Source organism: Klebsiella sp. CD33 (genome assembly GCF_051992865.1).
GTDB lineage: Bacteria > Pseudomonadota > Gammaproteobacteria > Enterobacterales > Enterobacteriaceae > Klebsiella > Klebsiella pneumoniae.
Genome location: NZ_CP197023.1, coordinates 3,714,988 through 3,738,634 on the forward strand (window position 1 = coordinate 3,714,988; position 23,647 = coordinate 3,738,634).

Sequence of the window (23,647 nt, forward strand, 5' to 3'; positions counted from 1 at the left end):
TTGAATATATATTCAATGCGGAGATAATAATGAAAACTACCCTGATAAAGTCTGTTCTGTTTGCCTCCATGATGGCCGCATCTGGCTCACTTTTCGCCGCCGATAATGGCCTGATCGCAATCATTACCCCTTCACATGATAATCCTTTCTTTAAAGCCGAGGCTGACGGCGCAGCGGCGAAAGCAAAAGAACTGGGTTACAGCACCCTGGTCGCCTCTCACGACGACGACGTCAACAAACAAAACCAACTGATTGAAACGGCTATTGCGCGGAAAGCCAAAGCCATCATCCTTGATAATGCTGGCGCGGATGCTACCGTCGGCCCGCTGGAAAAAGCAAAAGCGGCAGGTGTGCCGGCATTTTTAATCGACAGGGAGATCAATAAAACCGGCGTCGCCGTGGCGCAGATCGTCTCTAACAACTATCAGGGCGCCCAGCTTGGCGCAGAAAAGTTTGCCAGTCTCCTCAACGGTAAAGGCAAGTATGTCGAACTATTAGGTCGTCAGTCAGACACTAACGCCAGCGTCCGCTCGCAGGGTTATCACGATGTGCTGGACGACTATCCGGAAATGAAAATGGTCGCCCAGCAGACGGCGAACTGGAGCCAGACGGAGGCCTTTACCCGTATGGAAGCCATTCTGCAGACGAATCCGGATATCGTCGGCGTGATTTCCGGCAACGATACCATGGCGCTGGGGGCGGAAGCGGCGCTGAAAGCCGCGGGTAAAAACGACGTGATTGTTGTCGGCTTCGACGGCAGCGACTACACGCGCGACTCGATACTCAAGCAGGGCAACATTAAGGCCACGGTTCTCCAGCCCGGCTGGAAGCAGGCGCAAATGGCCGTGGAACAGGCGGACTTTTTCCTGAAGAACGGGAAAGCCCAGAAAGAAGAGAAGCAGTTGATGGACTGCATCCTCATCGATAGTGGCAATGCGAAAAAACTCAACATGTTCAACCTCAGCGAGTAAGGCGGAAATGATGCGGTTAAAACAATGGGGCGCCGTGCTGATGGGCTGCGCCGCCCTGTTGCTGACGGCCTGCACGGTGGTGGACTTAGATGAGAATGGCAAGCCAGTGCTGCCTGCCGACCCGAACGCGAAACCCAGCTTCGACCATCTCACCCCGCAGCAGATCGCGCAACAAACCTGGCAATCTCGAGTGATTGACGCAGCGAACCAACATGCGCTGGACGCGACTGCGCTGGAAAAAGTGCGCCAGGCGTCTGGCGCTACGCCACAGAGCGTCTTTGTCCGCCTGAACAGCGAGGTGACCGGGACTGACGTCAGCAACCCACGCGAGCAAAAGCTCACTCTTACGCTACTGGGCCAGCCGTTGGTCGTGCAGTTGGGTCCTGTCATGAGAGGCAACGCCATTCGCGATGCCAGCGGTTTTAAATTTGAAGACTTTACCAACCAGGTGCAGTTTGCGCAGCTTTCACGCGCCTACAACCGGGAGGCAATAAAATCGTTGCCGACAGTGGACGCGAGCTGGACAGGCAAGCCTGTCGATATTCTCTTTGCGGTCACGGTGGTTAACGGCAGCCTGCAGGATGCGGCCGCTCTTGAGCTAAAACAGGAGGCGCGCTGATGGCCAGTTCACCCGCAGAGGAAATCATTTTACGCACCCGTGGTATTTCCATGCTGTTCCCCGGCACGGTGGCCCTGGATAACGTCGACTACAACGTCTGGCGTGGCAAAGTTAACGTGATCATCGGCGAAAATGGCGCGGGTAAATCAACGCTCATGAAAATTCTCGCCGGTGTGCAACAGCCGAGCCTGGGCGAAATGGAACTCAACGGCAACATAGTCCATTTCTCCAGCACCCGCGAGGCCGCCGCCCACGGCATTGGTATGGTCCATCAGGAGCTGAACCTGTTTGAAAATCTTAGCGTCGCGGAAAATATCTTTCTTGGTCGCGAGCTACAGCGCGGGCTTACGCCAATTAACGAAGCAGAGCAGGAACGACAAGCCGCGGAGCTGTTGCAGCGACTCGATCAGCCGATCTCGCCGCGGGAGCTGGTGGGTAACCTGAAGGTCGGTCAGCAGCAGTTGGTTGAGATAGCCAAAGCGCTGGCGGAAAATGCGGACATTCTGATCCTTGATGAGCCTACATCCGCCTTAAGCAAAACCGAGGTGGATATCCTGTTTCGGGTCATCCGCGAGCTGACGCGTCAGGGGGTGTCCATCATCTACATCTCACACCGTCTGGAAGAGCTGATGGCCATCGGCGACGTCATTACCATTCTGCGTGACGGCAAATTCCAGGCGGAGGCCAGGGTGAGTGAAATTGATGTGCCATGGATCGTCCGTGAAATGCTTGGAAGCGATCCGGTAAGTCATTTTCTTCCCCCGAATCGCCGCTTCGGTGCCCCACTGCTGGAAGTGGAGAACCTGACCTGCGTGAATGCCGCGGGCAATACGGTGGTGGATAACGTCAGTTTTAAAGCACATGCCGGTGAAATTATTGGGATCTACGGTCTAATGGGCGCCGGACGAACCGAGCTGTTTGAATGTCTGCTGGGGACAGCGCGCCACTACTTTGGCAAGATCTGGCTGGACAGCAAACCGGTTCCCCAGCGGTTAACCACGGCCGAACGCATCCGCATGGGCATGAGTCTGGTGCCGGAAGATCGTAAGCGGACCGGGATTTTTCCGATCTCTTCAGTCGCCAGCAATCTGACCATTGCCAGCCTGTGGCGTCGTCTTCAGCGCGGGGTAACCATTGCCAATAAAGAGGAAGAGGCCGTCGTCGCCAGCACAATTGGCAATCTATCCATCAAGGTCTCATCACCAGGAGTCGAGATCCAGGCGCTCAGCGGCGGCAATCAGCAAAAGGTGGTTATTGGCCGTTCGCTGTTAACCAATCCGAAGGTGCTGTTTCTTGACGAGCCTACGCGCGGAATCGACATCGGCGCCAAGGGGGATGTGTTTCGCATGATGGTGCAATTGTCGCAGCAGGGAATGGCGGTGGTGTTCTCCACCTCCGATTTAAAAGAAATCATGGCGGTCTCTGACCGTATCCTGGTGATGTCAGGCGGCAAACTGACCGCCGATATCGTTCGTGACCAGGCCGAAGAGTCGGCGCTGGTTTCAGCAAGCGCTCAGGGGTTCTAAGATGAAAATGACACAATCGGTCGCACTGGCGCCGCGCGGCGGAGCCTCTCTCTCCCGTGAAAATATCCTGCTGTTGTTATTAAAACTGCGCACCTTTATCGCGCTGTTCCTGATTGTCGGCTTCTTCACGATGACCGTGCCCGGTTTTTTATCCGCTGGCAGCATGGTGATTATGATTAAACACATTGCGATTAACGCCTTTCTGGCGTTGGGGATCACCTTTGTCATTATCACTGCCGGTATCGACCTTTCGATTGGCGCTACGCTCGGTCTCTGCGGAATGATAGCCGGCTGGCTTATCACCAAAGGGATCGTCTTGCCGATGTTCGGTATCGCCATTTTTCCAAGCGTGTGGGTCATTGTGCCCCTGGTGCTGCTGATAGGCGCGCTGATTGGCGCCGTTAATGGCTGGATCATTACCCGCTACAATGTGGCGCCGTTTATCTGCACCCTCGGTACTATGTATGTGCTCCGCGGAGCCGCGATGCTGACCTCTGATGGCCAAACCTTCCCCGGGCTCGCGGGCAATCCGCAGCTGGGCAACACGGGTTTCGATGAAATTGGCGCAGGTGCGCTCTTTGGCATCCCGTGGGCCATCTGGCTGATGATCCTCCTGGCGCTGATCATCGCCTATATCGCCCGGCGTTTGCCTTTTGGCCGCCATGTTTATGCGATCGGTGACAATGAGCGTGCCGCCGAGCTATCCGGCGTGAAAGTGAAGCAAATTAAAGTGCTGGTCTACACGCTGTCCGGCTTTTGCGCCGCCATAGCCGGGATCGTGGTCTCCGCACAGCTGCTGGCCAGCCATCCGGCTAACGGTACCGCTTTTGAGATGAATGCTATCGCCGCCGTCGTACTGGGCGGAACATCGCTGGCCGGCGGCCGGGGAACCATTCTGGGTACGCTGATTGGTGCGTTTGTCATCGGTTTTCTCGCCGACGGGCTGGTGATGATGGGGGTAAGCGAGTTCTGGCAGATGGTCATCAAAGGGATCGTGATTATTGTGGCGGTCATTATCGATCAGATGCAAAACCGGATGCAGCAGAAGGCGGCGGTGGTCGCCCAGAAAGCGGTCATGGAGAATAAGTAACCGCAAGACCTCCTGTGGCTCAGGCCACAGGGGGAGCGGGCCTGACTCACGATGCGCCTTTCTCCGAGGCGCTTCGCAAAATCTCATCGAAAAATCCTGCCCGACGGCAAGCAGTGGTAGCATCCCGCCATTCTGCTCTGCCAGGCAAGGAAGCCATGAAAAAACGTCCTCACTCGACCCCGCACGACAGTCTGTTTAAGCGCTTTCTGCGCGACAGCGAAACCGCACGCGATTTTCTGGATATTCATCTGCCGCCCGCGCTGCGGCAACTGTGCGACTTAAGCACTCTGCACCTGGAATCCGGGAGCTTTGTTGAGGACAACCTGCGCGCCAGCTATTCCGATATTCTCTACTCTCTGCATACCAGCAAGGGAGAAGGCTATATCTATGTCGTCATTGAGCATCAGAGCACCCCGGACAGCCATATGGCGTTCAGACTCCTGCGCTATGCCCTCGCGGCCATGCAACAGCATCTTGATCGCGGCCATAAAGCGCTGCCGCTGGTAATTCCCATGCTGTTTTATCATGGCAGCATTTCTCCCTATCCCTTTTCACTGTGCTGGCTGGACGAGTTCCCACCTGACTCACCGGCAAAACAGCTTTATCTCGGGGCCTTTCCGCTCGTCGATGTGACCGATATTCCCGACGACGCCATATTACAGCATCGGCGGATCGCGCTTCTGGAACTGGTCCAGAAACACATCCGTCAACGCGATCTCAGCCATATCCTCCAGCAGTTGGTGGAGGTGGTGCTGATGGGATACACTGACCACCAGCAGTTCAAAACGTTATTTACCTATATGTCGCTGCATGGCAATAGCGCCGACCCGGAAAACTTTATCGACCAGCTGGTCGAACGTCTGCCGCAATATGAGGATACCCTGATGACGATTGCCGAGTACCTGAAGGAGAAAGGTCGCGAAGAGGGAAAACAACGCTGGTTACAGGAAGGCTTGAACGAAGGTTTACAAGCGGGTGAGCATCGCGAAGCCTGCCGCATCGCGCTGATGATGTTAGAGAACGGTATGGACACTGAAACCGTGTTGCGGATGACTCGCCTCAGCGCGGACGAACTGGCGACGCTGGCGCGCCAGGCACGCCAGTCTTCACCCCCGCTTAACCCTTAATTAACGCGCGCGCGGTCGGGAAGTCGGTGATCAGGACATCAATATAGTCGCCCTGCAACGCGCCGCGGATGGCGTTCTCTTTGTCCACGCCGCCAGCCAGCGCAATCACCTGCGGACAACGACGAATTTGATCAAGCTCCATACCGATCACCGGATCCTCATCCTGGCTCAGTACCGGTTTGCCCGCCGCATTATAGTAATGCAGGCAGATATCCCCCACCGCGCCGCGCGCCGCCAGCAGCTGGAGCATGGTTTCATTATAATAGTTACCGGAATTTTTCAGCAGCTGCGAAGGCTCCAGTTCACCAATACCGACGATGGCCACATCCACTTCGGCAAATTTCGCCACCACCGCCGCGACGTCCGGACTGTTTACAAGACGGCTGCGCTCCTCCACGGAGTGCTCAATACTCTGCGACGGCAACAGCCAAGCCGGGCAGCCTAAATGCGCCGCCAGCTGCTGGGTTAAGATGGTAGCCTGCACGTTGCCGTTGGGACCGACGCCGCCCAACAGCTGTATCACCCCGGCGGCGCGAATGTTCTGCGGATGCATCTCATCCACCATGCAGCGGATCGTACTGCTCCAGGACGAGATCCCCACGAGGTCTTCCGGCCGCAGCCGCGTTTCGACATAGTGCGCCGCTGCGCTGCCGATGGCATGCTTTACCTGACTGTAACTGGCGTTCTCGCCCACATCCACGACTATCGCCTGTCGAATGCCAAAACGCTCCTCAATCGCCTTTTCCAGATCGACAAAAATGTTTGTCGGCTGGACCACGGTAATTTTCACCAGCCCCTCTTTCTGACAGCGGGTAAGCGCCCGTGAAACAAAAGACTGGGACAGATGCAGCAGCGAGGCGATCTCGGACTGCTTTTTATTCTCGCTGTAGTAAAGCGTGGCGATCTTCACCAGCAACCGCTGTTCATCCTGCTTCGACATGGCATTCCCCTCTGTTTTCTGCTCGTTATTTTTATGCATCATTGAATAGATAACAAGCGCAGCGCCCTTTTCCCGACGATCCAAATGTGATCGTTTTCTCCTTTTTTAGAAAATAGGCCGTACAAATCGTGGACAAACCCCGTCACAGGGCATATCTTACCAATGTGAATAATAAATCAGTAGTGAATATATATTCAATCACTTATTAATACCTTGTTTTGTCGACGATAAAAGGTAGTCAGGATGGGAAGTGTTTCTTTACCCTGCTGGAATATTTATTCACACAAGAATTTACTTTCAAGAGGTGTTTTATGAATCCGTTTTCACTCTCCGTTAAGGAGTTAGAACAAAAAGCACGCGCCATCCGCCGCCGCATCATCGTCTTAAATGCGGAAAGCCCGGCAGGCGGCCACACCGGTGCCGATCTGTCACAAGTCGAACTTCTGACCGCCCTCTATTTTCGTATCCTTAACTGCTCCCCTGCGCGAAAAGAGAGTGACGACCGCGATATCTATATTCAGTCGAAGGGGCACGCTGTCGGTGGTTACTACTGCGTGCTGGCCGAAGCAGGCTTTATTCCCGTTGACTGGCTGGCAACCTATCAACACGCCGACTCGGCTCTGCCAGGACACCCGGTAAAGCACAAAACGCCAGGTATTGAGCTCAATACCGGTGCGCTGGGCCATGGTCTGCCCGTGGCGGTAGGCATTGCGCTGGCAGCGAAACGCGATAACAACCCGCGTCGCGTATTTGTCGTCACCGGCGATGGCGAACTGGCGGAGGGCAGCAACTGGGAGGCCGCGCTGGTCGCCGCCCACTACCAACTGGATAACCTTATTATTATCAACGACAAAAATAATCTGCAGCTGGCCGGTGCGACCAAAGAGATCATGAATACCGATCCGCTGGATGAAAAATGGCGCGCTTTCGGCATGGAGGTCACACAGTGCAACGGCAACGATATGGCGGAGGTGGTCGCCACGCTTGAGCGCTTGCAGCCGAACGGGAAACCACACGTCGTGATTGCCAATACCACCAAAGGCGCAGGTATTTCCTTTATTCAGGGACGCCCCGAATGGCATCACCGGGTACCGAAAGGAGAAGAAATTGAACTGGCGCTGGAGGAACTGAAAGATGAGTAATAGCGAACATCTCGCCACGGTGATGGTGAATGCCTTTATTGATGCTGTAGACCGCGGCGTGGATCTGGTGCCGGTGGTGGCCGACTCCACCTCAACGGCGAAAATTGCCCCGTTTATCAAAAGATTCCCTGGCCGGCTGGTCAACGTCGGCATCGCCGAGCAGACGCTGGTTGGCACTGCCGCCGGCCTGGCGCTGGGGGGTAAAGTGGCCGTGACCTGCAACGCGGCGCCATTCCTTATTTCACGTGCTAATGAACAGATTAAGGTCGACGTTTGCTACAACAACACCAACGTCAAACTGTTCGGGCTGAACGCGGGCGCCAGCTACGGTCCACTGGCCAGCACCCACCACAGTATTGACGATATCGCCATTCTGCGCGGTTTTGGCAATATTGAAATTTACGCACCGTCCAGTCCCGGCGAGTGCCGGCAGATTATTGATTATGCCCTTGCCCACGTCGGGCCAGTGTATATCCGCCTCGACGGTAAAGCGCTGCCGGAACTGCATGATGAACATTACCGGTTTATTCCGGGCAACATTGATGTGCTGCGTCTGGGGCGCGATATTGCGCTGGTTGCCATGGGCTCAACGGTACATGAAATTGTGGAAGCCGCCGCACAACTCGCTGCAGAAGGTATTGACGCCACCGTTATCAGTGTCCCATCTATTCGTCCTTGTGATACCCAGGCGCTACTGGCGGCAATCCAGTCCTGTCCGGCCGCAATCACGGTGGAAGAACACAACGTCAACGGCGGCGTCGGGAGCCTGGTGGCGGAAGTGCTGGCCGAGGCCGGGTGCGCTATCCCGTTGCGGCGCTTAGGTATCCCTGACGGGCAATACGCCATTGCCGCCGATCGCGCCGCCACGCGCGCGCGCCATGAAATTGATGCCGCCGGGGTGGTGAAGCACGCCCGCAAGCTGCTCACAAAAAAAGCATGCTGAAAAATAACAAGAACATCTTACTGGAGAGAACGCAATGTCCCGTATTCCTCAACAACTCACCATGGGCGTCATTATTGGCAACCGGGGATTTTTCCCCAGCTACCTGGTCGCCGAAGCGCGCGAACAGGCGGTAGCGCTGTTTAGCCGCCTTGGGATTAACACTATTATGCTTGATCCATCCCAGACGGAACTGGGTGGCGTGGAAACCCGGCAGGATGCCAAAATTTGCGCCGAGCTGTTCCGCACCCACCGCGACAACATTCACGGTGTCGTGGTGCTGTTACCCAACTTTGGTGATGAAAAAGCCATCGCCGAAACGTTGCGCCTCTCCGGTCTCAACGTCCCGGTGCTTATTCAGGCCGAAGAGGATAATCTGGATAAAATGGGGTTGTCGACTCGCCGCGATAGCTTTTGCGGCAAAATTTCCCTTTGCAACAACCTGCGCCAGTACGGTATCCCGTTTACGCTGACCACCCAGCACGTTTGCGCGCTTAGCGGCGAGGTGTTTGAGCAGGATCTCCGGCGCTTCACGCAGATATGTCGCGTGGTGAACAGTATGCGCGGCGTGCGCGTTGGCGCGATTGGCGCCCGTCCAGCGGGCTTTAACACCGTTCGCTACAGTGAAAAACTGCTCGAACGTTTAGGCATCGCAGTGGAAACGTTAGATCTATCAGAGGTATTTACCCGGATTAAAGCCCTGCGTGATGACGATATTCGTGTCGATGAGAAGCGCCGCCTGCTGATCGATAATGCCGACGCCAGCGGTATTCCGGCAGATAAACTGATCACCATGGCGAAACTGTTTGTGGTCCTGAGCGAGTGGATTGTTGCCAACGACATCGACACCACCGCAATTCAGTGCTGGACCTCGCTGCAGGAAAATCTGGGGATTAACGTCTGCTCCATCATGAGCGTGATGTCCGGACAACTGATGCCAAGCGCCTGTGAGGTCGATGTCATGGGCGCGCTCTCCATGTACGCGCTCGCCAGCAGCAACCTGAGCCCCGCCTCGATCGCAGACTGGAACAATAACTTCGGCGACGATCGTGATAAATGTGTGCTGTTCCATTGTGGGAACTTTGCCTCGGCCAGCCTTGAGTCGCCGCACATGGGAACGGCCGATATTATCGGCACCACCGTCGGCAAAGAAAACACCTGCGGTGCCGTGCACGGTCGCATGAAAAGCGGCGCGCTGACCTATTTTCGCCTCAGCACCGACGACCTGACTGGCGAAATCAAGGCCTACGTCGGAGAAGGTCAGTCAGTTGACGATCCCCTCGATACGGTAGGCTGTCGGGCGGTCATTCAGGTTCCCCACCTGGAAAATCTGCTGTCGTGGATCTGCCGCAACGGCTTTGAGCACCATGTCGCGATGAACCATTCTGCCAGTGCCGCAATTTTGCACGAGGCATTTACGCGCTACCTGGGCGTGTCGACCTATCTCCACCAGTAAGGCCGGAGGCCGCTATGTCGGTAAACAAGGATATTATTATTGCCCTCGATGAGGGCACAACCAATGCCAAAGCCGTTGCCTTCGACAGCCACGGGCGGGTAATCGCGCAATTTTCCCGCGCGCTTGAGATCGCTACGCCGCAGGAAGGATGGGTTGAACAGTCAGCGGAGCTTCTGCTTGCCGCGTCGCTGGAGGTGATTTCTCGCACAGTGGCCGCCGTTGGCGAGGAGCGTGTGGCGGCCCTGGCGATCAGCAACCAGCGCGAAACCGTCGTGGGCTGGTATCGGGAAACGGGCGAGGCCATAGCGCCTGCCCTGAGCTGGCAATGTTCACGTACTGCCGCATTTTGCCACATGCTGCGTGAACAAGGTCATGAGCCGCAGATCAAGGCGGTAACCGGCCTGCCAGTCGCCCCGCTCTTTTCCGCCTCGAAAATGCGCTGGCTGCTGGACCACACTCCGGATGGTCTGAACCGAGCGAAAGATGGCGAGATTTGCCTCGGTACGGTGGATAGCTGGCTACTCTGGCACCTGACGCAAGGCCAGCATTTTTGTTGTGATTACGCCAACGCGTCTCGTACACAGCTCATGAATTTGCAAACAGCGGACTGGGATACCGATATGCTCGCCCTGTTTGGCATTCCGCGTGCAGCACTCCCGGTGATAAAACCTTCAAGTGGACTGTTTGGTTACACCGCTGGTTTAGCCACCCTCCCTGATGGGATCCCGGTAATGGCGATGATTGGCGATTCGCATGCCGCCCTTTTCGCCCACGGTCTGGGCGCCACCGGTTGTGTTAAAGCCACTTACGGTACAGGGACCTCGGTGATGGCGCCCGTCGATTCGGTGGCGTTTCACGTCAGCAATCTCGCCACCACGGTGGCCTGGCACGACGGAGAAAAGCTGGTCTACGCACTCGAGGGGAACATTCCCCATACCGGCGATGCGGTGGCGTGGATGGCCGACAGTACCGGATTGAGCGAACGCTCTCCCGCCGAACTGGCCCAGGCGCTGAATGCTCTGCCTCGTTCGGTAGATTCCACCTTAGGCGTCTTTTTTGTGCCGGCGCTCACCGGCATGGGCGCACCCTGGTGGGACGATAAGGCCCGCGGTTTGATCCATGGATTAAGCCGGGGCGTGAAGCGGGCCCATCTCATTCGTGCCGCGCTAGAGTCAATTACCTACCAGATTGCCGATGTAATCACTGCGATGCGTGCCCATCATGGCTTTACGCTCAACACGCTGCTGGTGGATGGGGGACCCACCAAAAACGACTGGTTAATGCAGTACCAGGCCGACCTGCTAGGTTGTCCGGTGATGCGCAGCGATGTGGCCGAGCTGTCGGCGACCGGCGCGGCACTGCTGGCGCGTAAAGCGTTGCACAAGCTGACGGTGGCAGAGCTTCAGCCCTTTTTACCAGAACACATCACTTATGCACCAGACCTGCTCCGGCATCATCGGCTTGTGCAGCGATGGCAGTCCTGGCAACACGCGGTGACGCTGGCAAGACGCTGAGCGCAACCCAGCCGGGCGATAACGTCTTCGTCCGGCTGCAATCCAACGCCCCCTGCCGTTAACCCAGCGGATACTGTTGAAACGCCGGCAGCGCCTCCCCCTTCTCCGCCAGCGCGCGAATATGCGGAAACGCCGCGGCCGACACCACCGCCGGGATCATCAACTGGATAAAGGACCAGACCACCGTGCTGGTGACCATCACCTGATCCGGCTGCGCGGCGACGGCGCGGTCTGCCAGCCGGGCGTCCCACTCCCGACAGGCGGCCAGCAGCTGGCCGGTCACCCGGGCTATCCACGGCTGATGCTGCTTCTCTTCCGGCCGCAGACGGTGCTCATAAACATGCTGGACCGCTTTTTCACAGGCGGCGAGGATCACCCCCAGCAGGTGCAGATCGCGGGCCAGCGCCTCGGGATGCGCGGGAAGCAGCCGGCGCCCGGCCGGATTGGTCGTTTCGAAATAGTGGAGGATCAGCGTGGAGTCCATCAGCTGCGTCCCGTTATCGAGCACCACCGTCGGCGCCTTGACCACCGGATTAATGCGGGAAAATTCGTCAAAGCCGCTAAAGACCGATAGCGGAAGGCTCTCGAATTCCACGCCATAGAGCGCCAGAGAAACCGCCACGCGTCTTACATAAGGTGAATCCATCATACCAATGAGTTTCATCGTCACTCCTGCCTGCGATAAAGAGGTTGCGGCTTTACCTTACTGGAAAACCGATGCCGCGAATATCACCAGATACTTACCGCAAGGGTTAGTAAAACTAACAGATAGGCGACTCGCTGTAGCCCTCCACTCCCCCTTGTGCTATACCGACTGAGGCAGCATTTAGCCCCCTTTTCAGCCTGTTCGCGGCGGCTATAAAACCCGCTAACCCGGTAGTAACGTTAACGTATCGACTCACTGACTAAGAGATCACCATGGCAGATTTTCCCCCTGTCGCCAGCCTGCGCAGCTTTGAGGCGGTGGCGCGCCTCGGCAGCGTAACGCAGGCCGCCCACGAGATGAGCGTGACCCATTCGGCGGTCAGCCAGCACATCAAACAGCTGGAAGCCCTGGTCGGCGTCACGCTCTTTATCCGCCACGGCCGCGGAGTGCGCATCACGGAAGAAGGACGGCTCTATGCCCTGCAAATCCGCGAGGCGTTACAGCACATCGCCGACGCCACGCGCATGGTGCAGATCAAACCCCGCACCCTGGAAGTGTCCCTGGCGACGCTCCCCTCCTTTGGCTGTCACTGGCTGCTGCCGCGGCTGGCGCGCTTTCAGGCGCGGCATCCGCAGATCGCGGTGCGCCTGCTGACCAGCCTGGCGGTGGTTAACCTGCAACAGGAGGGTATCGATCTGGCCATTCGCATGGGGCAAGGCGATTGGGAGGGAATGGAAAGCCGGCATCTGTTTGCCGATGAACAGCTGGTGGTCGCCGCCCCCGGCTATCGCGGCGGTAACCTGCCGACCACCCCGCAGGCGATCGCCGCCAGCGATATTATTTTTTCCATGGAGTCCTGGAACGCCTGGTGCAGCCAGGCGGGGCTGGAAAAGCCGATCGTCCCCGCGGGCCTGCGCCTGAACGACTCCAATCTGGTGCTGGAGGCGGTCCGCCTGGGGGCCGGCGTGGCGCTGGAGCGGCGCTCCCTGGTGGCGGGGGCGATAGCCCGCGGCGAGCTGGTGCAGCTCACCGCCGTCACCGTCCCCTACCCCTGGCACTACTGGCTAACCGTCTCCCCGCAGGCGGAGAACCGGCCGGAAGTCGCCCGGTTCATCGCCTGGCTGGAGGAGGAGATCGCCCTCTGGCGCCAGCATATCAGCGCTTAGCCTTCGGCCGACGGCGGCAGGCCCGTCCGGGCGGCGTGCTCCTGGGAGAGACGCCAGAAATCGTGCCCGGCGGGATACTGATAGAGGCGCAGGGAAAACTGTCCGGCCACCGCAGTAATGTACTCAAATATCGCCGACTGGGTGTTTTCGTAGTCTTTCCATAGCGTTGAGGTGGTGAAGCAGTAAATCTCCAGCGGGATGCCCGACGGCGAAGGTTTCAGCGTTCTCGCCACAATGTACATCTCCTTAATAATATCCGGCCGCTCGGCGAGATAGTGCATCAGATAGTGGCGAAACAGGGTCAGGTTGGTCAGCCCGTTATCGACAAACCAGCGGTCGGCCACGCCGCCGGGATCCCGGCCGTCAAGCAGCGTCGCCAGAGGCTCACTCACCCCGCGGATGGTCAGCATCGAGGAGAGCATCTCCTGGTCGAGAAAACGCACCGAGTGTTGATCGATGGCGATACTGCGCATGATCCGCCGCGCCCCGGAGGAGAACATCGCCTGCCAGTTGGTATAGGTCTCGGTGAGGAAATTCTTGGTCGGGATACGGGAGATGGTATTGTCCCAGTTGCGGATGGTAATGGTGTGCAGCGCGATATCCGTCACCTCACCGCTGAGGTTCTTGTCAGGCATTTCAATCCAGTCCCCCAGCTGGAGCACGTCGTTGGACGACAGCTGAACGTTCGCCACCAGCGACAGCAGAGTATGCTGGAACACGATCATCAGTACCGCCGCCACGGCCCCCAGACTGGAGATAATAATGATCGGCGATTTGTTCGACATCACGGCGAGGATCATAATCGCCGCCAGGATGTGGACTAAGATTTTGCCTATCTGGATATAGCCCTTAATGGAATGATTTTTACGTTTGGTCTTTCGCAGATAGGAGCTGTTGACAATATCCAGCATCTCGTTGAAAAACACCGACATAAAAATAAAAAACAAGATCCCGCAGATAGTATTAATCGCCGTCACCAGCGATGCCGGCATCGCCGGCATAAACTGCAGAACGTAATAGACGATAATAACCGGAATGAAATTGGACAGCTTTTCGGCGATGCGTCGATCCTTCTCCAGCGGCACATCCTGTTTGTGGCTACTAAAGAAGACCTTACGCACCACTTTAATCAGCAAGAACTTGCATAAAAGATGGGCAAATATGCCGGAGAGCAGCAGCAGAATAAGATTAAACCCCACCGCCAGCGCCGGATTACTCTCAATAAACGTCAGTAGATGATTCACATACGCCATGCTTTATCGCCTGAATAACTATGCCACTTCGCTAACTGCTTTATCCCAAGGGCATATATTTGGAAAATAAATCAATCCGCATCATGGCATATCGCTTAGCGTAACGTCCATGCGCGCACCGCTTCTAATCATTCACAGAAAATATGTCAGAGTTTGCATTAATCATTCTCTACGCTCACTATAAAGAGGCTTGTTATGAGGACGGAATAAGTCCAGGAGGAAACATGTTTAAAGCTCTTACCGCTATCGTCGCCTTAGCCGCCTCCGCCAGCGTTATGGCGCAAGGCGATGTCACGCTGAACAGTCTGGCTCACGATGCCGCCACCCGGGCGTCGTTTAACCAGATGGTCAAAGGCCATCAGCTGCCCGCCTGGGTGACCACCGGCGGCACCGGTTCGCCCGCGCAGACGGTGAAACTGGGTAGCGAATCCTGGCAGGTGTTAAGCGCCTGCAAACCCCACGACTGCGGCCATGAACGTATCGCGGTGATCTGGTCGGAAAAAAGCAAACAGATGTCCGGCGTTTACTCGGTGGTCGATGAAAAAACCGACCAGGAGAAGCTGACCTGGCTTAACGTCAGCGATGCCCTGTCCATCGATGGCAAAACCGTGCTGTTTGCCGCCCTCAGCGGCAGCCTCGACAACCACCCGGACGCCTTTAACTACCAGTAACGACCATCGCCCCCGTCAGCCTTTCCCCGACGGGGGCTTCCCTGATTAGCCATCCGGGAACATCACGCTGTTCCCCGGCGCTTCCCGATGCAGATGGATAAAGTTCAGGTGCCGCTCGTACTGGTCGAGAATATCGGTGATCACCTGCTCTTTGCTGTAGTCCATCAGGTCGTTACCCTGACTGCCCTCCAGCAGGAAGGTCTCCAGCCGGTAATAGGTGGATTTCCCGCTGCGCGCCCGATAGGTAAAGCCCGGCACCGAGTACTGCTGCGGCCAGATCTTGTAGATAAAGTTCTGCTCGTCGCCCATGTGCACCAGCAGATCGAGGTGGCCAAGGTTCTCACCCTCTTCCGGCGGCAGGCTCTTCAGTTCCACCGCCGCGCCGCGCAGCCGCAGCTCCTGGGCCACCTCCTCCATCGCCGGGTAGCACACCGTCTCCATCATCAGTTTGGTATAGCGCGTGCCCGGGTAATTCATCAGCCGCGACAGGCGCTTCTTCCAGCTCAGACGATCCTGGAGGCCCATCGGGCGCGGGGCGGTGTCGCGGCTCGCGCTGACCCGGCGGTAATCTTCCACTTTCAGAGATTTATACAGTCCGGCCATCACGAAGAAAATCACAAAGCTGAACGGCAGCCCCATGATCACCGTGGTGTTCTGCAGCGCCGAGATGCCGTTGGTCATCAGCATCCCGAGGGTCAACAGACCGATGGCCACCGACCAGAAGATGCGCAGCCAGTTCGGGGCGTCGCTGTTGATGTCCTTCAGCTTCGAGGTGAAATTCCCCAGCACCAGCGCGCCGGAGTCGGCGGAGGTAACGTAAAACAGCAGACCGGTGATGGTCGCCACCGACGCGCTAAAGGTAAACGCCGGATACTGCGCCAGCAGGCTGTAGAAGCCGCGCTCCGGGTGGGCCATCGCCTCCTGGGCAAAGGCCGCGTCGCCGTGGATGATCTCATACAGCGCGCTGTTGCCGAACACCGACAGCCACAGCAGGGTAAAGGTGAAGGGAATAATCAGGGTGCCCATCACAAACTGGCGGATGGTGCGCCCGCGCGAAATGCGCGCCAGGAACAGGCCCACAAACGGCGACCAGGCCACCCACCACGCCCAGAAAAAGAGCGTCCAGTTGTTCATCCATTCCACCGGCCGGTCGAAGGCGAAGCTGTTCAGCGTCATGCCCATAAAGCGATTGACGTAGTCGCCGACGTTGAGCACTAACGCATTGAGCAGGAAGGAGGTATCGCCCATGAACAGCACGAACAGGATCAGCCCCAGCGCGAGGGCGACGTTCAGCTCGGAGAGCACGCGGATGCCCTTGTCCACCCCGGAGGTGACCGAGATGGTGGCGATGATCACCGACAGCGCAATCAGGGCCGCTTTCGCCGCCAGCGAGTCCGGAATATCGAACAGCACGCTCAGACCGTAGTTGAGCTGCACGACGCCGATACCGAGGGTGGTGGCGATGCCGAAGATGGTGCCGATCACCGCCGCAATATCGACGCTGTGGCCGATGGGCCCATTGATCCGTTTGCCAAAAATCGGGTACAGCGCCGAGCGGATGGTGAGAGGTAAATTATAACGATAGCTAAAGTATCCCAGCGCCATGCCCATCAGGGCATACATTGACCAACCGGTTAAGCCATAGTGAAACAGGGTCCAGACCATCGCCTGGCGCGCCGCCTCGATGGTCTGCCCCGCCCCTTCCGGCGGCTGCATATATTGCGTCACCGGCTCGGCGACTGAGAAGAACATCAGGTCGATGCCGATGCCGGCGGCGAACAGCATCGCCGCCCAGCTCAGCAGGCTGAACTCGGGCTTTGACTGCTCCGGCCCGAGCTTCACCGAGCCGAAGCGCGAGCAGGCAATGCAGACGACGAAGACGATATACAGCGTCGCCGCCAGCAGATAGTACCAGCCGAAGGTTTTCGACACCCAGTCCAGGGTGCGCCCAATCCACTCGGCAGAAAAATCGCGAAAAAAGATCGTCATCAGGGAAAACAACAAAATCAGTCCGGCCGAGGTATAAAAAACCACCGGATTGATTTTGTCCTTTTCTCTGCTTTGCGAAAGATCTGTCATCCAGTATCCCCACTGTTTTTGTAACTATTAAAATCCAAATCCGCAACAATTAAGACACATTTTATATTGAACGTCCAATCAAAAACCGCTTTAATAGTTAACCAACGCTGATGAATGGAGTGGCAAAAATGCCCAAACTGGGGATGCAGCCGATCCGGCGCAGGCAGCTGATCGACGCCACGCTGGACGCAATAAATGAAGTCGGAATGCACGACGCGACCATCGCGCAGATCGCCCGGCGGGCGGGCGTATCGACGGGGATCATCAGTCACTATTTCAAAGACAAAAATGGTCTGCTGGAGGCGACCATGCGCGACATCACCAGCCAGCTGCGCGACGCGGTGCTCAACCGTCTGCACGCTCTGCCGGACGGCAGCGCCAGCCAGCGCCTGCAGGCGATTGTCGGCGGCAACTTTGATGAGACGCAGATCAGCAGCGCGGCGATGAAGGCCTGGCTGGCCTTTTGGGCCAGCAGCATGCATCAGCCGATGCTTTATCGGTTACAGCAGGTCAGCAGCCGTCGCCTGCTGTCGAACCTGGTGTACGAATTCCGCCGCGAGCTGCCGCGCGAGCAGGCGCAGGAGGCCGGCTACGGGCTGGCGGCGCTGATAGACGGCCTGTGGCTGCGGGCGGCGCTCAGCGGCAAACCGCTGGATAAAACGCTGGCGCAGTCGCTGACCAGCCACTTTATTCGTCAGCATTTACCGAACCCATAACCGAGGAGGCGTTATGTCCCGAATGGCAGAACAGCAGCTTTATATTAATGGTGGTTATACATCGGCCACCAGCGGTCGCACCTTCGAGACCATCAACCCTGCCACTGGCGAGGTGCTGGCGACCGTTCAGGCTGCCGGACGCGAGGATGTCGACCGCGCCGTCGAGAGCGCACAGCGTGGGCAAAAAATCTGGGCGGCGATGACCGCCATGGAACGCTCGCGTATCCTGCGTCGCGCCGTCGACCTTCTGCGCCAGCGCAACGACGAGCTGGCGCGACTGGAGACGCTGGATACCGGGAAACCTCTCAGCGAAACCGCCGCCGTCGATATCGTCACCGGCGCCGACGTGCTGGAGTATTATGCTGGCTTGATCCCGGCGCTGGAAGGCAGCCAGATCCCGCTGCGCGACAGTTCCTTCGTCTATACCCGTCGCGAACCGCTGGGGGTGGTAGCCGGGATCGGCGCGTGGAACTACCCGATCCAGATCGCCCTGTGGAAATCGGCGCCAGCGCTGGCCGCTGGCAATGCGATGATTTTCAAACCGAGCGAAGTCACCCCGCTGACCGCCCTCAAGCTGGCGGAAATTTACAGCGAAGCGGGCCTGCCGGACGGGGTGTTTAACGTCCTGCCAGGGATCGGCGCGGAAACCGGCCAGTATCTGACCGAGCATCCGGACATCGCCAAAATCTCCTTCACCGGCGGCGTCGCCAGCGGCAAAAAAGTGATGGCCAACTCGGCCGCTTCATCACTGAAAGAGGTCACCATGGAGCTGGGCGGCAAATCGCCGCTGATTATCGCCGACGATGCCGACCTCGACCTCGCCGCCGATATTGCCATGATGGCCAACTTTTACAGCTCCGGCCAGGTGTGCACCAACGGCACCCGGGTGTTTGTCCCGGCGAAACGGAAGGCGGAATTCGAGCACAAGATCCTCGAGCGGGTGGCCCGCATCCGCGCCGGCGATCTGTTTGCCGATGACACCAACTTCGGCCCGCTGGTCAGCTTCCCCCATCGCGACAACGTTCTGCGCTATATCGAGAGCGGCAAACGCGAAGGCGCGCGCCTGCTGTGCGGCGGCGAGGCGCTGAAAGGCGACGGTTTCGATAACGGCGCGTGGGTCGCCCCGACGGTGTTTACCGATTGCAGCGACGAGATGACCATCGTGCGCGAAGAGATCTTCGGCCCGGTGATGTCGATCCTCAGCTATGCCGACGAAGCGGAGGTCATTCGCCGCGCCAACGCCACCGAATACGGCCTCGCCGCCGGCGTGGTGACGCCCAACCTCAACCGCGCTCACCGAATTATCCACCAGCTGGAAGCCGGCATCTGCTGGATCAACAGCTGGGGGGAATCCCCGGCGGAAATGCCGGTTGGCGGCTACAAACACTCCGGCATTGGCCGCGAGAACGGCGTGATGACGCTGCAGAGTTACACCCAGGTGAAGTCCATCCAGGTTGAGATGGGTAAATTCCAGTCCATATTTTAACCGGGAGGTTTTTTTGCAATTTGACTACATCATTATTGGTGCCGGCTCCGCCGGCAACGTTCTGGCAACACGACTGACTGAAGATCCAAACACCACCGTCCTGCTGCTGGAAGCCGGCGGCCCTGACTACCGGTTCGATTTCCGCACCCAGATGCCCGCCGCGCTGGCTTATCCGCTGCAAGGCAAGCGCTACAACTGGGCCTACGAGACCGAACCTGAGCCGTACATGAACAATCGCCGCATGGAGTGCGGACGCGGCAAAGGGCTCGGCGGATCCTCGCTGATCAACGGCATGTGCTACATTCGCGGTAACGCGATGGATCTGGATAACTGGGCCAAAGAGCCGGGTCTGGAACACTGGAGCTATCTCGACTGCCTGCCCTACTACCGGAAAGCGGAAACCCGCGATATCGGGCCTAACGACTACCACGGCGGCGATGGCCCGGTGAGCGTGACGACGCCGAAGCCGGGCAATAATCCGCTCTTCGAGGCGATGGTTGAAGCCGGGGTGCAGGCGGGCTATCCGCGTACCGACGATCTCAACGGCTACCAGCAGGAAGGCTTTGGCCCGATGGACCGCACCGTGACGCCGCAGGGCCGTCGCGCCAGCACCGCCCGCGGCTATCTCGACCAGGCGCGCGGTCGCCCGAACCTGACCATCCGCACCCATGCGCTGACCGATCACATTATTTTTGCCGGCAAGCGCGCGGTGGGCGTCGAGTGGCTGGAGGGAGAGAGCACGATCCCGTCAAAAGCGACGGCCAACAAAGAGGTGCTGCTGTGCGCCGGGGCGATTGCCTCGCCGCAGATCCTGCAGCGCTCCGGCGTGGGTAACCCGGAGCTGCTCAGGCAGTTCGATATCCCGGTGGTGCACGATCTCCCCGGCGTGGGTGAGAACCTGCAGGACCATCTGGAGATGTATCTGCAGTACGAGTGCAAAGAGCCGGTATCGCTCTACCCGGCGCTACAGTGGTGGAACCAGCCGAAGATCGGCGCCGAGTGGCTGTTCGGCGGCACCGGCATCGGCGCCAGCAACCAGTTCGAAGCGGGCGGTTTTATCCGCAGCCGCGCAGAGTTCGCCTGGCCGAACATTCAGTACCACTTCCTGCCGGTGGCGATTAACTACAATGGCTCCAACGCGGTGAAAGAGCACGGCTTCCAGTGCCACGTCGGCTCGATGCGTTCGCCCAGCCGCGGCCACGTGCGCCTGAAGTCGCGCGACCCGCACGCCCATCCGGCGATCCTGTTTAACTATATGTCCCATGAGCAGGACTGGCAGGAGTTCCGCGACGCCATCCGCATTACCCGGGAGATCATGAACCAGCCGGCGCTGGATAAGTATCGCGGTCGCGAAATCAGTCCGGGAATAGAATGCCAGAGCGATGCCGAACTGGATGAGTTTGTGCGCAACCACGCCGAGACCGCGTTCCACCCGTGCGGGACCTGTAAGATGGGTTACGACGAGATGGCGGTGGTCGATGGCGAGGGCCGCGTCCACGGTCTGGAAGGATTGCGGGTGGTCGACGCCTCGATCATGCCGCAGATCATCACCGGCAACCTCAACGCCACCACCATTATGATCGGCGAGAAGATGGCCGACGCCATTCGCGGCCGCCAGCCGCTGCCGCGCAGCACCGCGACGTATTATGTCGCTGGCGACGCGCCGGTTCGCCGCTAACAGGTCAATGCCGGGCGGCGACTACGCCTTGCCCGGCCTACCCTGAGGCGATGTAACGTAGCCCCGGTAAGCGCAGCGCGACCGGGGTGCCGTTCCGGGTTTTGACCCCATAGGTTGATGTTAGCGAAACGCCTCCAGGCGCTTAATCTGCTGACCGTCGGCAGTAAAGTTCTCCGCCGCCAGCCACGCCCGCAGCGCCGCATCGCGCGCAGGCCACTCGCCGTCGATGATGGACAGCATATCGCTGTCGCGCGTCCGCCCTTTACGCACCAGCCTCTGCCGCAGACGTCCTTCCCAGCTAAAGCCCAGCCGCTCGGCGGCGCGGCGCGAGGCGACATTCATCGAATCGCATTTCCACTCCAGCCGACGATAGCCATGGTCAAAGCCGTTTGTGAGCAGCAGCCAGACCGCTTCGGTACCCAGCGGGGTGTTTTTCATCCGTCGCGACCAGGTGACATGGCCGATCTCAACCGTGCCCATTTCCCGCTCGATCGCCATATAGCTGACAATGCCCACCGCCTGCTCGCTACGCAGGTCAACCACCGCATACGGCACCAGGGCATCATCATTCACCTTGCCCGCGATCCAGTGGGCGGTCGCCGCCACGCTCTCCGGCCGCGTAGACGCCAGCCACGTCCAGTCGCTGTTGTCGCCGAGCGCATAGGCGGCAAACAGATCCGCCGCATGACGGTCAACGTCCAGCGGCTCCAGGCGGCAAAAACGGCCATTTAACGCCGTCCGCCGCAGGACTTGCGCCCCCTGCCAGCCAGGGACCAGGTCGTTCACCTGCTGGCCATACTCATTGATTTCCGGCACACCCACCTCCTCGCAATAGACAATGCGTTATAGCAAGAACCCCGCAGCGGAGAAAGGCGCTTCTGCGCGACCGGCAATAACCTGTCGTTCTTGAATATGCGTTTTTAGCATAAGGATATCCTTATTTTGACTTTACGCCTTATGGCAAGCGGCCTAACGTAGCGAGGCATAAAACAATAAAATAACCATTCTTCAGGGATTGCACATGACCAAAAAACTGTTGCCTTTACTGCTACTGTCGGCGCTCTCCGCCGCCGCGCATGCCGCCACGCCGCCCAACACGCTGGTGGTCGCCCAGGGTCTCGACGATATCGTCAGCCTCGACCCGGCGGAAGCTAACGAACTCTCCAGCATTCAGACGGTCCCCAGCCTCTATCAGCGTCTGGTGCAGCCGGACCGCAACAACCCTGAAAAAATCGTACCGATCCTCGCCGAAAGCTGGCAGGCCGATCCGGCGGCGAAAACCCTGACCATTAAACTGAAGCCGGATGCCAAATTCGCCTCCGGTAATCCGCTGCGCCCGGAAGATGTGATTTTCTCTTACACCCGCGCGGTGACGCTGAATAAATCGCCGGCGTTTATTCTCAACGTGCTCGGCTGGCAGCCGGACAACATCGCCAGCCAGCTGAAAAAGGTTGATGACCATACCCTGACGCTGCACTGGACCGCCGACGTCAGCCCGGCGGTGGCGCTGAATATTCTCTCCACCCCCATCGCCTCTATCGTTGATGAAAAACAGGTGGCGCCGAACGCGAAAAATAATGACTTCGGCAACGACTGGCTGAAGATGCACTCGGCGGGCAGCGGGGCCTATAAAATGCGCGTCTACCAGCCGCATCAGGCCATCGTGCTGGAGGCCAACGCCAGCTCCCCCACCGGCGCGCCGAAGATCAAGAGCATCATTATTAAAAACGTCCCCGACCCGGCTTCCCGCCGCCTGCTGATCCAGCAGGGGGATGCCGACGTGGCGCGCGATCTCGGCGCTGACCAGATTGCCGCCCTGCAGGATAAACCCGGCGTGAAGGTGCTGAGCATCCCGTCCGCCGAGCAGAACTACCTGGTGTTTAATACCGCCAACAGCGCCAACCCGCTGCTCAATAATCCGGCCTTCTGGGAGGCGGCGCGCTGGCTGGTTGATTATGATGGCATCACCAAAAATCTGCTGAAAGGCCAGTACTTTATTCACCAAAGCTTCCTGCCGGCCGGCCTGCCGGGGGCGCTGGAGACTAATCCGTTCACCTTTGACCCGCAAAAAGCTAAGGCTATCCTCGATAAAGCGGGCATTAAGGATGCCCACTTCACCCTCGATGTGGAGAATAAACCGCCGTTTATCACCATCGCCCAATCGCTGCAGGCCAGCTTTGCCCAGGGCGGGGTGAAGGTGGATCTGCTACCCGCCGCCGGCAGCCAGGTCTATGCCCGGGTGCGCGCGAAGCAGCATCAGGCGGCGATCCGCCTGTGGATCCCCGACTACTTTGATGCCCACTCCAATGCCAGCGCCTTTGCCTGGAACGATGGTAAATCCAGCACCGTGGCCGGGCTCAACGGCTGGCAGATCCCTGAGCTGAATAAAGCCACCCTCGCCGCGGTGGCGGAGCCGGACCCGGCGAAACGCCTCGACCTGTACAAAACGATGCAGGAAACCCTGCTCCAGCATTCGCCGTACGTCTTTATTGACCAGGGGAAAACCCAGATCGTGGTGCGTGACAACGTGAAGGGCTATCAGCAGGGACTGAACGCCGACATGGTCTGGTACGATAACGTGACCAAGTAAGCGGGTTTTGTCACCGGGTACGGCGGCCTTGTCTGCC

20 protein-coding genes are annotated in these 23,647 nt (G+C 58.3%); 15 read left to right on the forward strand and 5 right to left on the reverse strand.

Going from position 1 to position 23,647, the window contains the following annotated elements; translation table 11 throughout:
- The first annotated feature begins 29 nt into the window (after positions 1 to 29).
- The 5 genes from ACR809_RS18370 (at position 30) to ACR809_RS18390 (ending at position 5,333) form a co-directional block, all read left to right on the forward strand.
- The gene (locus ACR809_RS18370) at positions 30 to 971 is read left to right on the forward strand and encodes a D-ribose ABC transporter substrate-binding protein (RefSeq protein ID WP_004178959.1); all 942 of its coding nucleotides are present in this window, start codon (positions 30 to 32) and stop codon (positions 969 to 971) included.
- A gap of 10 nt (positions 972 to 981) precedes the next feature.
- Positions 982 to 1,590: a DUF2291 family protein gene (locus ACR809_RS18375; RefSeq protein WP_032419240.1), complete on the forward strand. Its 609-nt coding sequence runs from the start codon at positions 982 to 984 to the stop codon at positions 1,588 to 1,590.
- On the forward strand, positions 1,590 to 3,116 hold the full coding sequence (locus ACR809_RS18380; protein WP_025368360.1) for a sugar ABC transporter ATP-binding protein: 1,527 nt from the start codon (positions 1,590 to 1,592) through the stop codon (positions 3,114 to 3,116). Before ACR809_RS18375 ends, ACR809_RS18380 begins: the two co-directional genes overlap by 1 nt.
- Position 3,117: 1 nt before the next feature.
- Positions 3,118 to 4,206 (forward strand): ABC transporter permease, encoded by a 1,089-nt coding sequence (locus tag ACR809_RS18385; RefSeq protein WP_004885708.1) that lies wholly within the window; start codon positions 3,118 to 3,120, stop codon positions 4,204 to 4,206.
- A 155-nt stretch (positions 4,207 to 4,361) separates the two neighbouring features.
- Positions 4,362 to 5,333, forward strand: coding sequence for an Rpn family recombination-promoting nuclease/putative transposase (locus tag ACR809_RS18390; RefSeq protein WP_122051480.1), 972 nt, complete (start codon positions 4,362 to 4,364; stop codon positions 5,331 to 5,333).
- Here ACR809_RS18390 and ACR809_RS18395 read toward each other — a convergent pair.
- Positions 5,323 to 6,273 (reverse strand): sugar-binding transcriptional regulator, encoded by a 951-nt coding sequence (locus ACR809_RS18395; protein WP_004178954.1) that lies wholly within the window; start codon positions 6,271 to 6,273, stop codon positions 5,323 to 5,325. The genes ACR809_RS18390 and ACR809_RS18395 overlap by 11 nt on opposite strands.
- A 311-nt stretch (positions 6,274 to 6,584) precedes the next feature.
- Between ACR809_RS18395 and ACR809_RS18400 the strand changes: the two genes are divergently transcribed.
- The 4 genes from ACR809_RS18400 to ACR809_RS18415 are packed head-to-tail and all read left to right on the forward strand — an operon-like array spanning position 6,585 to position 11,325.
- Positions 6,585 to 7,415 (forward strand): transketolase, encoded by an 831-nt coding sequence (locus ACR809_RS18400; protein WP_004178953.1) that lies wholly within the window; start codon positions 6,585 to 6,587, stop codon positions 7,413 to 7,415.
- Positions 7,408 to 8,358 (forward strand): transketolase family protein, encoded by a 951-nt coding sequence (locus tag ACR809_RS18405; protein WP_122051481.1) that lies wholly within the window; start codon positions 7,408 to 7,410, stop codon positions 8,356 to 8,358. Before ACR809_RS18400 ends, ACR809_RS18405 begins: the two co-directional genes overlap by 8 nt.
- A 34-nt stretch (positions 8,359 to 8,392) precedes the next feature.
- Positions 8,393 to 9,811, forward strand: a complete 1,419-nt coding sequence (locus ACR809_RS18410; protein ID WP_023287353.1) for an L-fucose/L-arabinose isomerase family protein — start codon at positions 8,393 to 8,395, stop codon at positions 9,809 to 9,811.
- A 14-nt stretch (positions 9,812 to 9,825) separates the two neighbouring features.
- Entirely contained in the window at positions 9,826 to 11,325 is a 1,500-nt protein-coding gene (locus ACR809_RS18415) for an FGGY family carbohydrate kinase (protein ID WP_122051482.1), read from the forward strand.
- Between the two features lie 58 nt (positions 11,326 to 11,383).
- Here the strand turns inward: ACR809_RS18415 and ACR809_RS18420 are convergent, their stop codons facing one another.
- Entirely contained in the window at positions 11,384 to 11,989 is a 606-nt protein-coding gene (locus tag ACR809_RS18420; RefSeq protein WP_122051483.1) for a glutathione S-transferase family protein, read from the reverse strand.
- 254 nt (positions 11,990 to 12,243) lie between these two features.
- Here ACR809_RS18420 and ACR809_RS18425 point away from each other — a divergent pair, with 254 nt between their 5' ends.
- Positions 12,244 to 13,137 (forward strand): LysR substrate-binding domain-containing protein, encoded by an 894-nt coding sequence (locus ACR809_RS18425; protein ID WP_122051484.1) that lies wholly within the window; start codon positions 12,244 to 12,246, stop codon positions 13,135 to 13,137.
- Here ACR809_RS18425 and ACR809_RS18430 read toward each other — a convergent pair.
- Positions 13,134 to 14,390, reverse strand: coding sequence for a mechanosensitive ion channel family protein (locus ACR809_RS18430; RefSeq protein WP_004147504.1), 1,257 nt, complete (start codon positions 14,388 to 14,390; stop codon positions 13,134 to 13,136). The genes ACR809_RS18425 and ACR809_RS18430 overlap by 4 nt on opposite strands.
- Positions 14,391 to 14,614: 224 nt before the next feature.
- On the opposite strand from ACR809_RS18430, the gene ivy reads away from it, so the two are divergent.
- Positions 14,615 to 15,061 (forward strand): Ivy family C-type lysozyme inhibitor, encoded by a 447-nt coding sequence (gene ivy / locus ACR809_RS18435; protein WP_004178946.1) that lies wholly within the window; start codon positions 14,615 to 14,617, stop codon positions 15,059 to 15,061.
- Between the two features lie 45 nt (positions 15,062 to 15,106).
- Here the strand turns inward: ivy and betT are convergent, their stop codons facing one another.
- The gene (gene betT, locus ACR809_RS18440; RefSeq protein ID WP_004142478.1) at positions 15,107 to 17,140 is read right to left on the reverse strand and encodes a choline BCCT transporter BetT; all 2,034 of its coding nucleotides are present in this window, start codon (positions 17,138 to 17,140) and stop codon (positions 15,107 to 15,109) included.
- Positions 17,141 to 17,268: 128 nt separating this feature from the next.
- On the opposite strand from betT, the gene betI reads away from it, so the two are divergent.
- From betI to betA, 3 genes are read left to right on the forward strand one after another with little or no spacing between them, the layout of a single operon-like run.
- Positions 17,269 to 17,856, forward strand: a complete 588-nt coding sequence (betI, locus tag ACR809_RS18445) for a transcriptional regulator BetI (RefSeq protein ID WP_004151671.1) — start codon at positions 17,269 to 17,271, stop codon at positions 17,854 to 17,856.
- A gap of 13 nt (positions 17,857 to 17,869) precedes the next feature.
- A complete protein-coding gene (betB, locus tag ACR809_RS18450; protein WP_004178943.1) occupies positions 17,870 to 19,342 on the forward strand; it encodes a betaine-aldehyde dehydrogenase in 1,473 nt (490 codons plus the stop codon).
- A gap of 13 nt (positions 19,343 to 19,355) precedes the next feature.
- Positions 19,356 to 21,020, forward strand: a complete 1,665-nt coding sequence (betA, locus tag ACR809_RS18455; RefSeq protein WP_004142489.1) for a choline dehydrogenase — start codon at positions 19,356 to 19,358, stop codon at positions 21,018 to 21,020.
- 120 nt (positions 21,021 to 21,140) lie between these two features.
- Here betA and ACR809_RS18460 read toward each other — a convergent pair whose 3' ends face one another.
- The gene (locus tag ACR809_RS18460) at positions 21,141 to 21,836 is read right to left on the reverse strand and encodes a GNAT family N-acetyltransferase (RefSeq protein WP_110226059.1); all 696 of its coding nucleotides are present in this window, start codon (positions 21,834 to 21,836) and stop codon (positions 21,141 to 21,143) included.
- A 205-nt stretch (positions 21,837 to 22,041) separates the two neighbouring features.
- Here ACR809_RS18460 and ACR809_RS18465 point away from each other — a divergent pair, with 205 nt between their 5' ends.
- Positions 22,042 to 23,610 carry an ABC transporter substrate-binding protein gene (locus ACR809_RS18465; RefSeq protein ID WP_048333047.1) on the forward strand — a complete coding sequence of 523 codons (1,569 nt, stop codon included), beginning with the start codon at positions 22,042 to 22,044 and terminating at the stop codon, positions 23,608 to 23,610.
- Positions 23,611 to 23,647 lie beyond the last annotated feature (37 nt).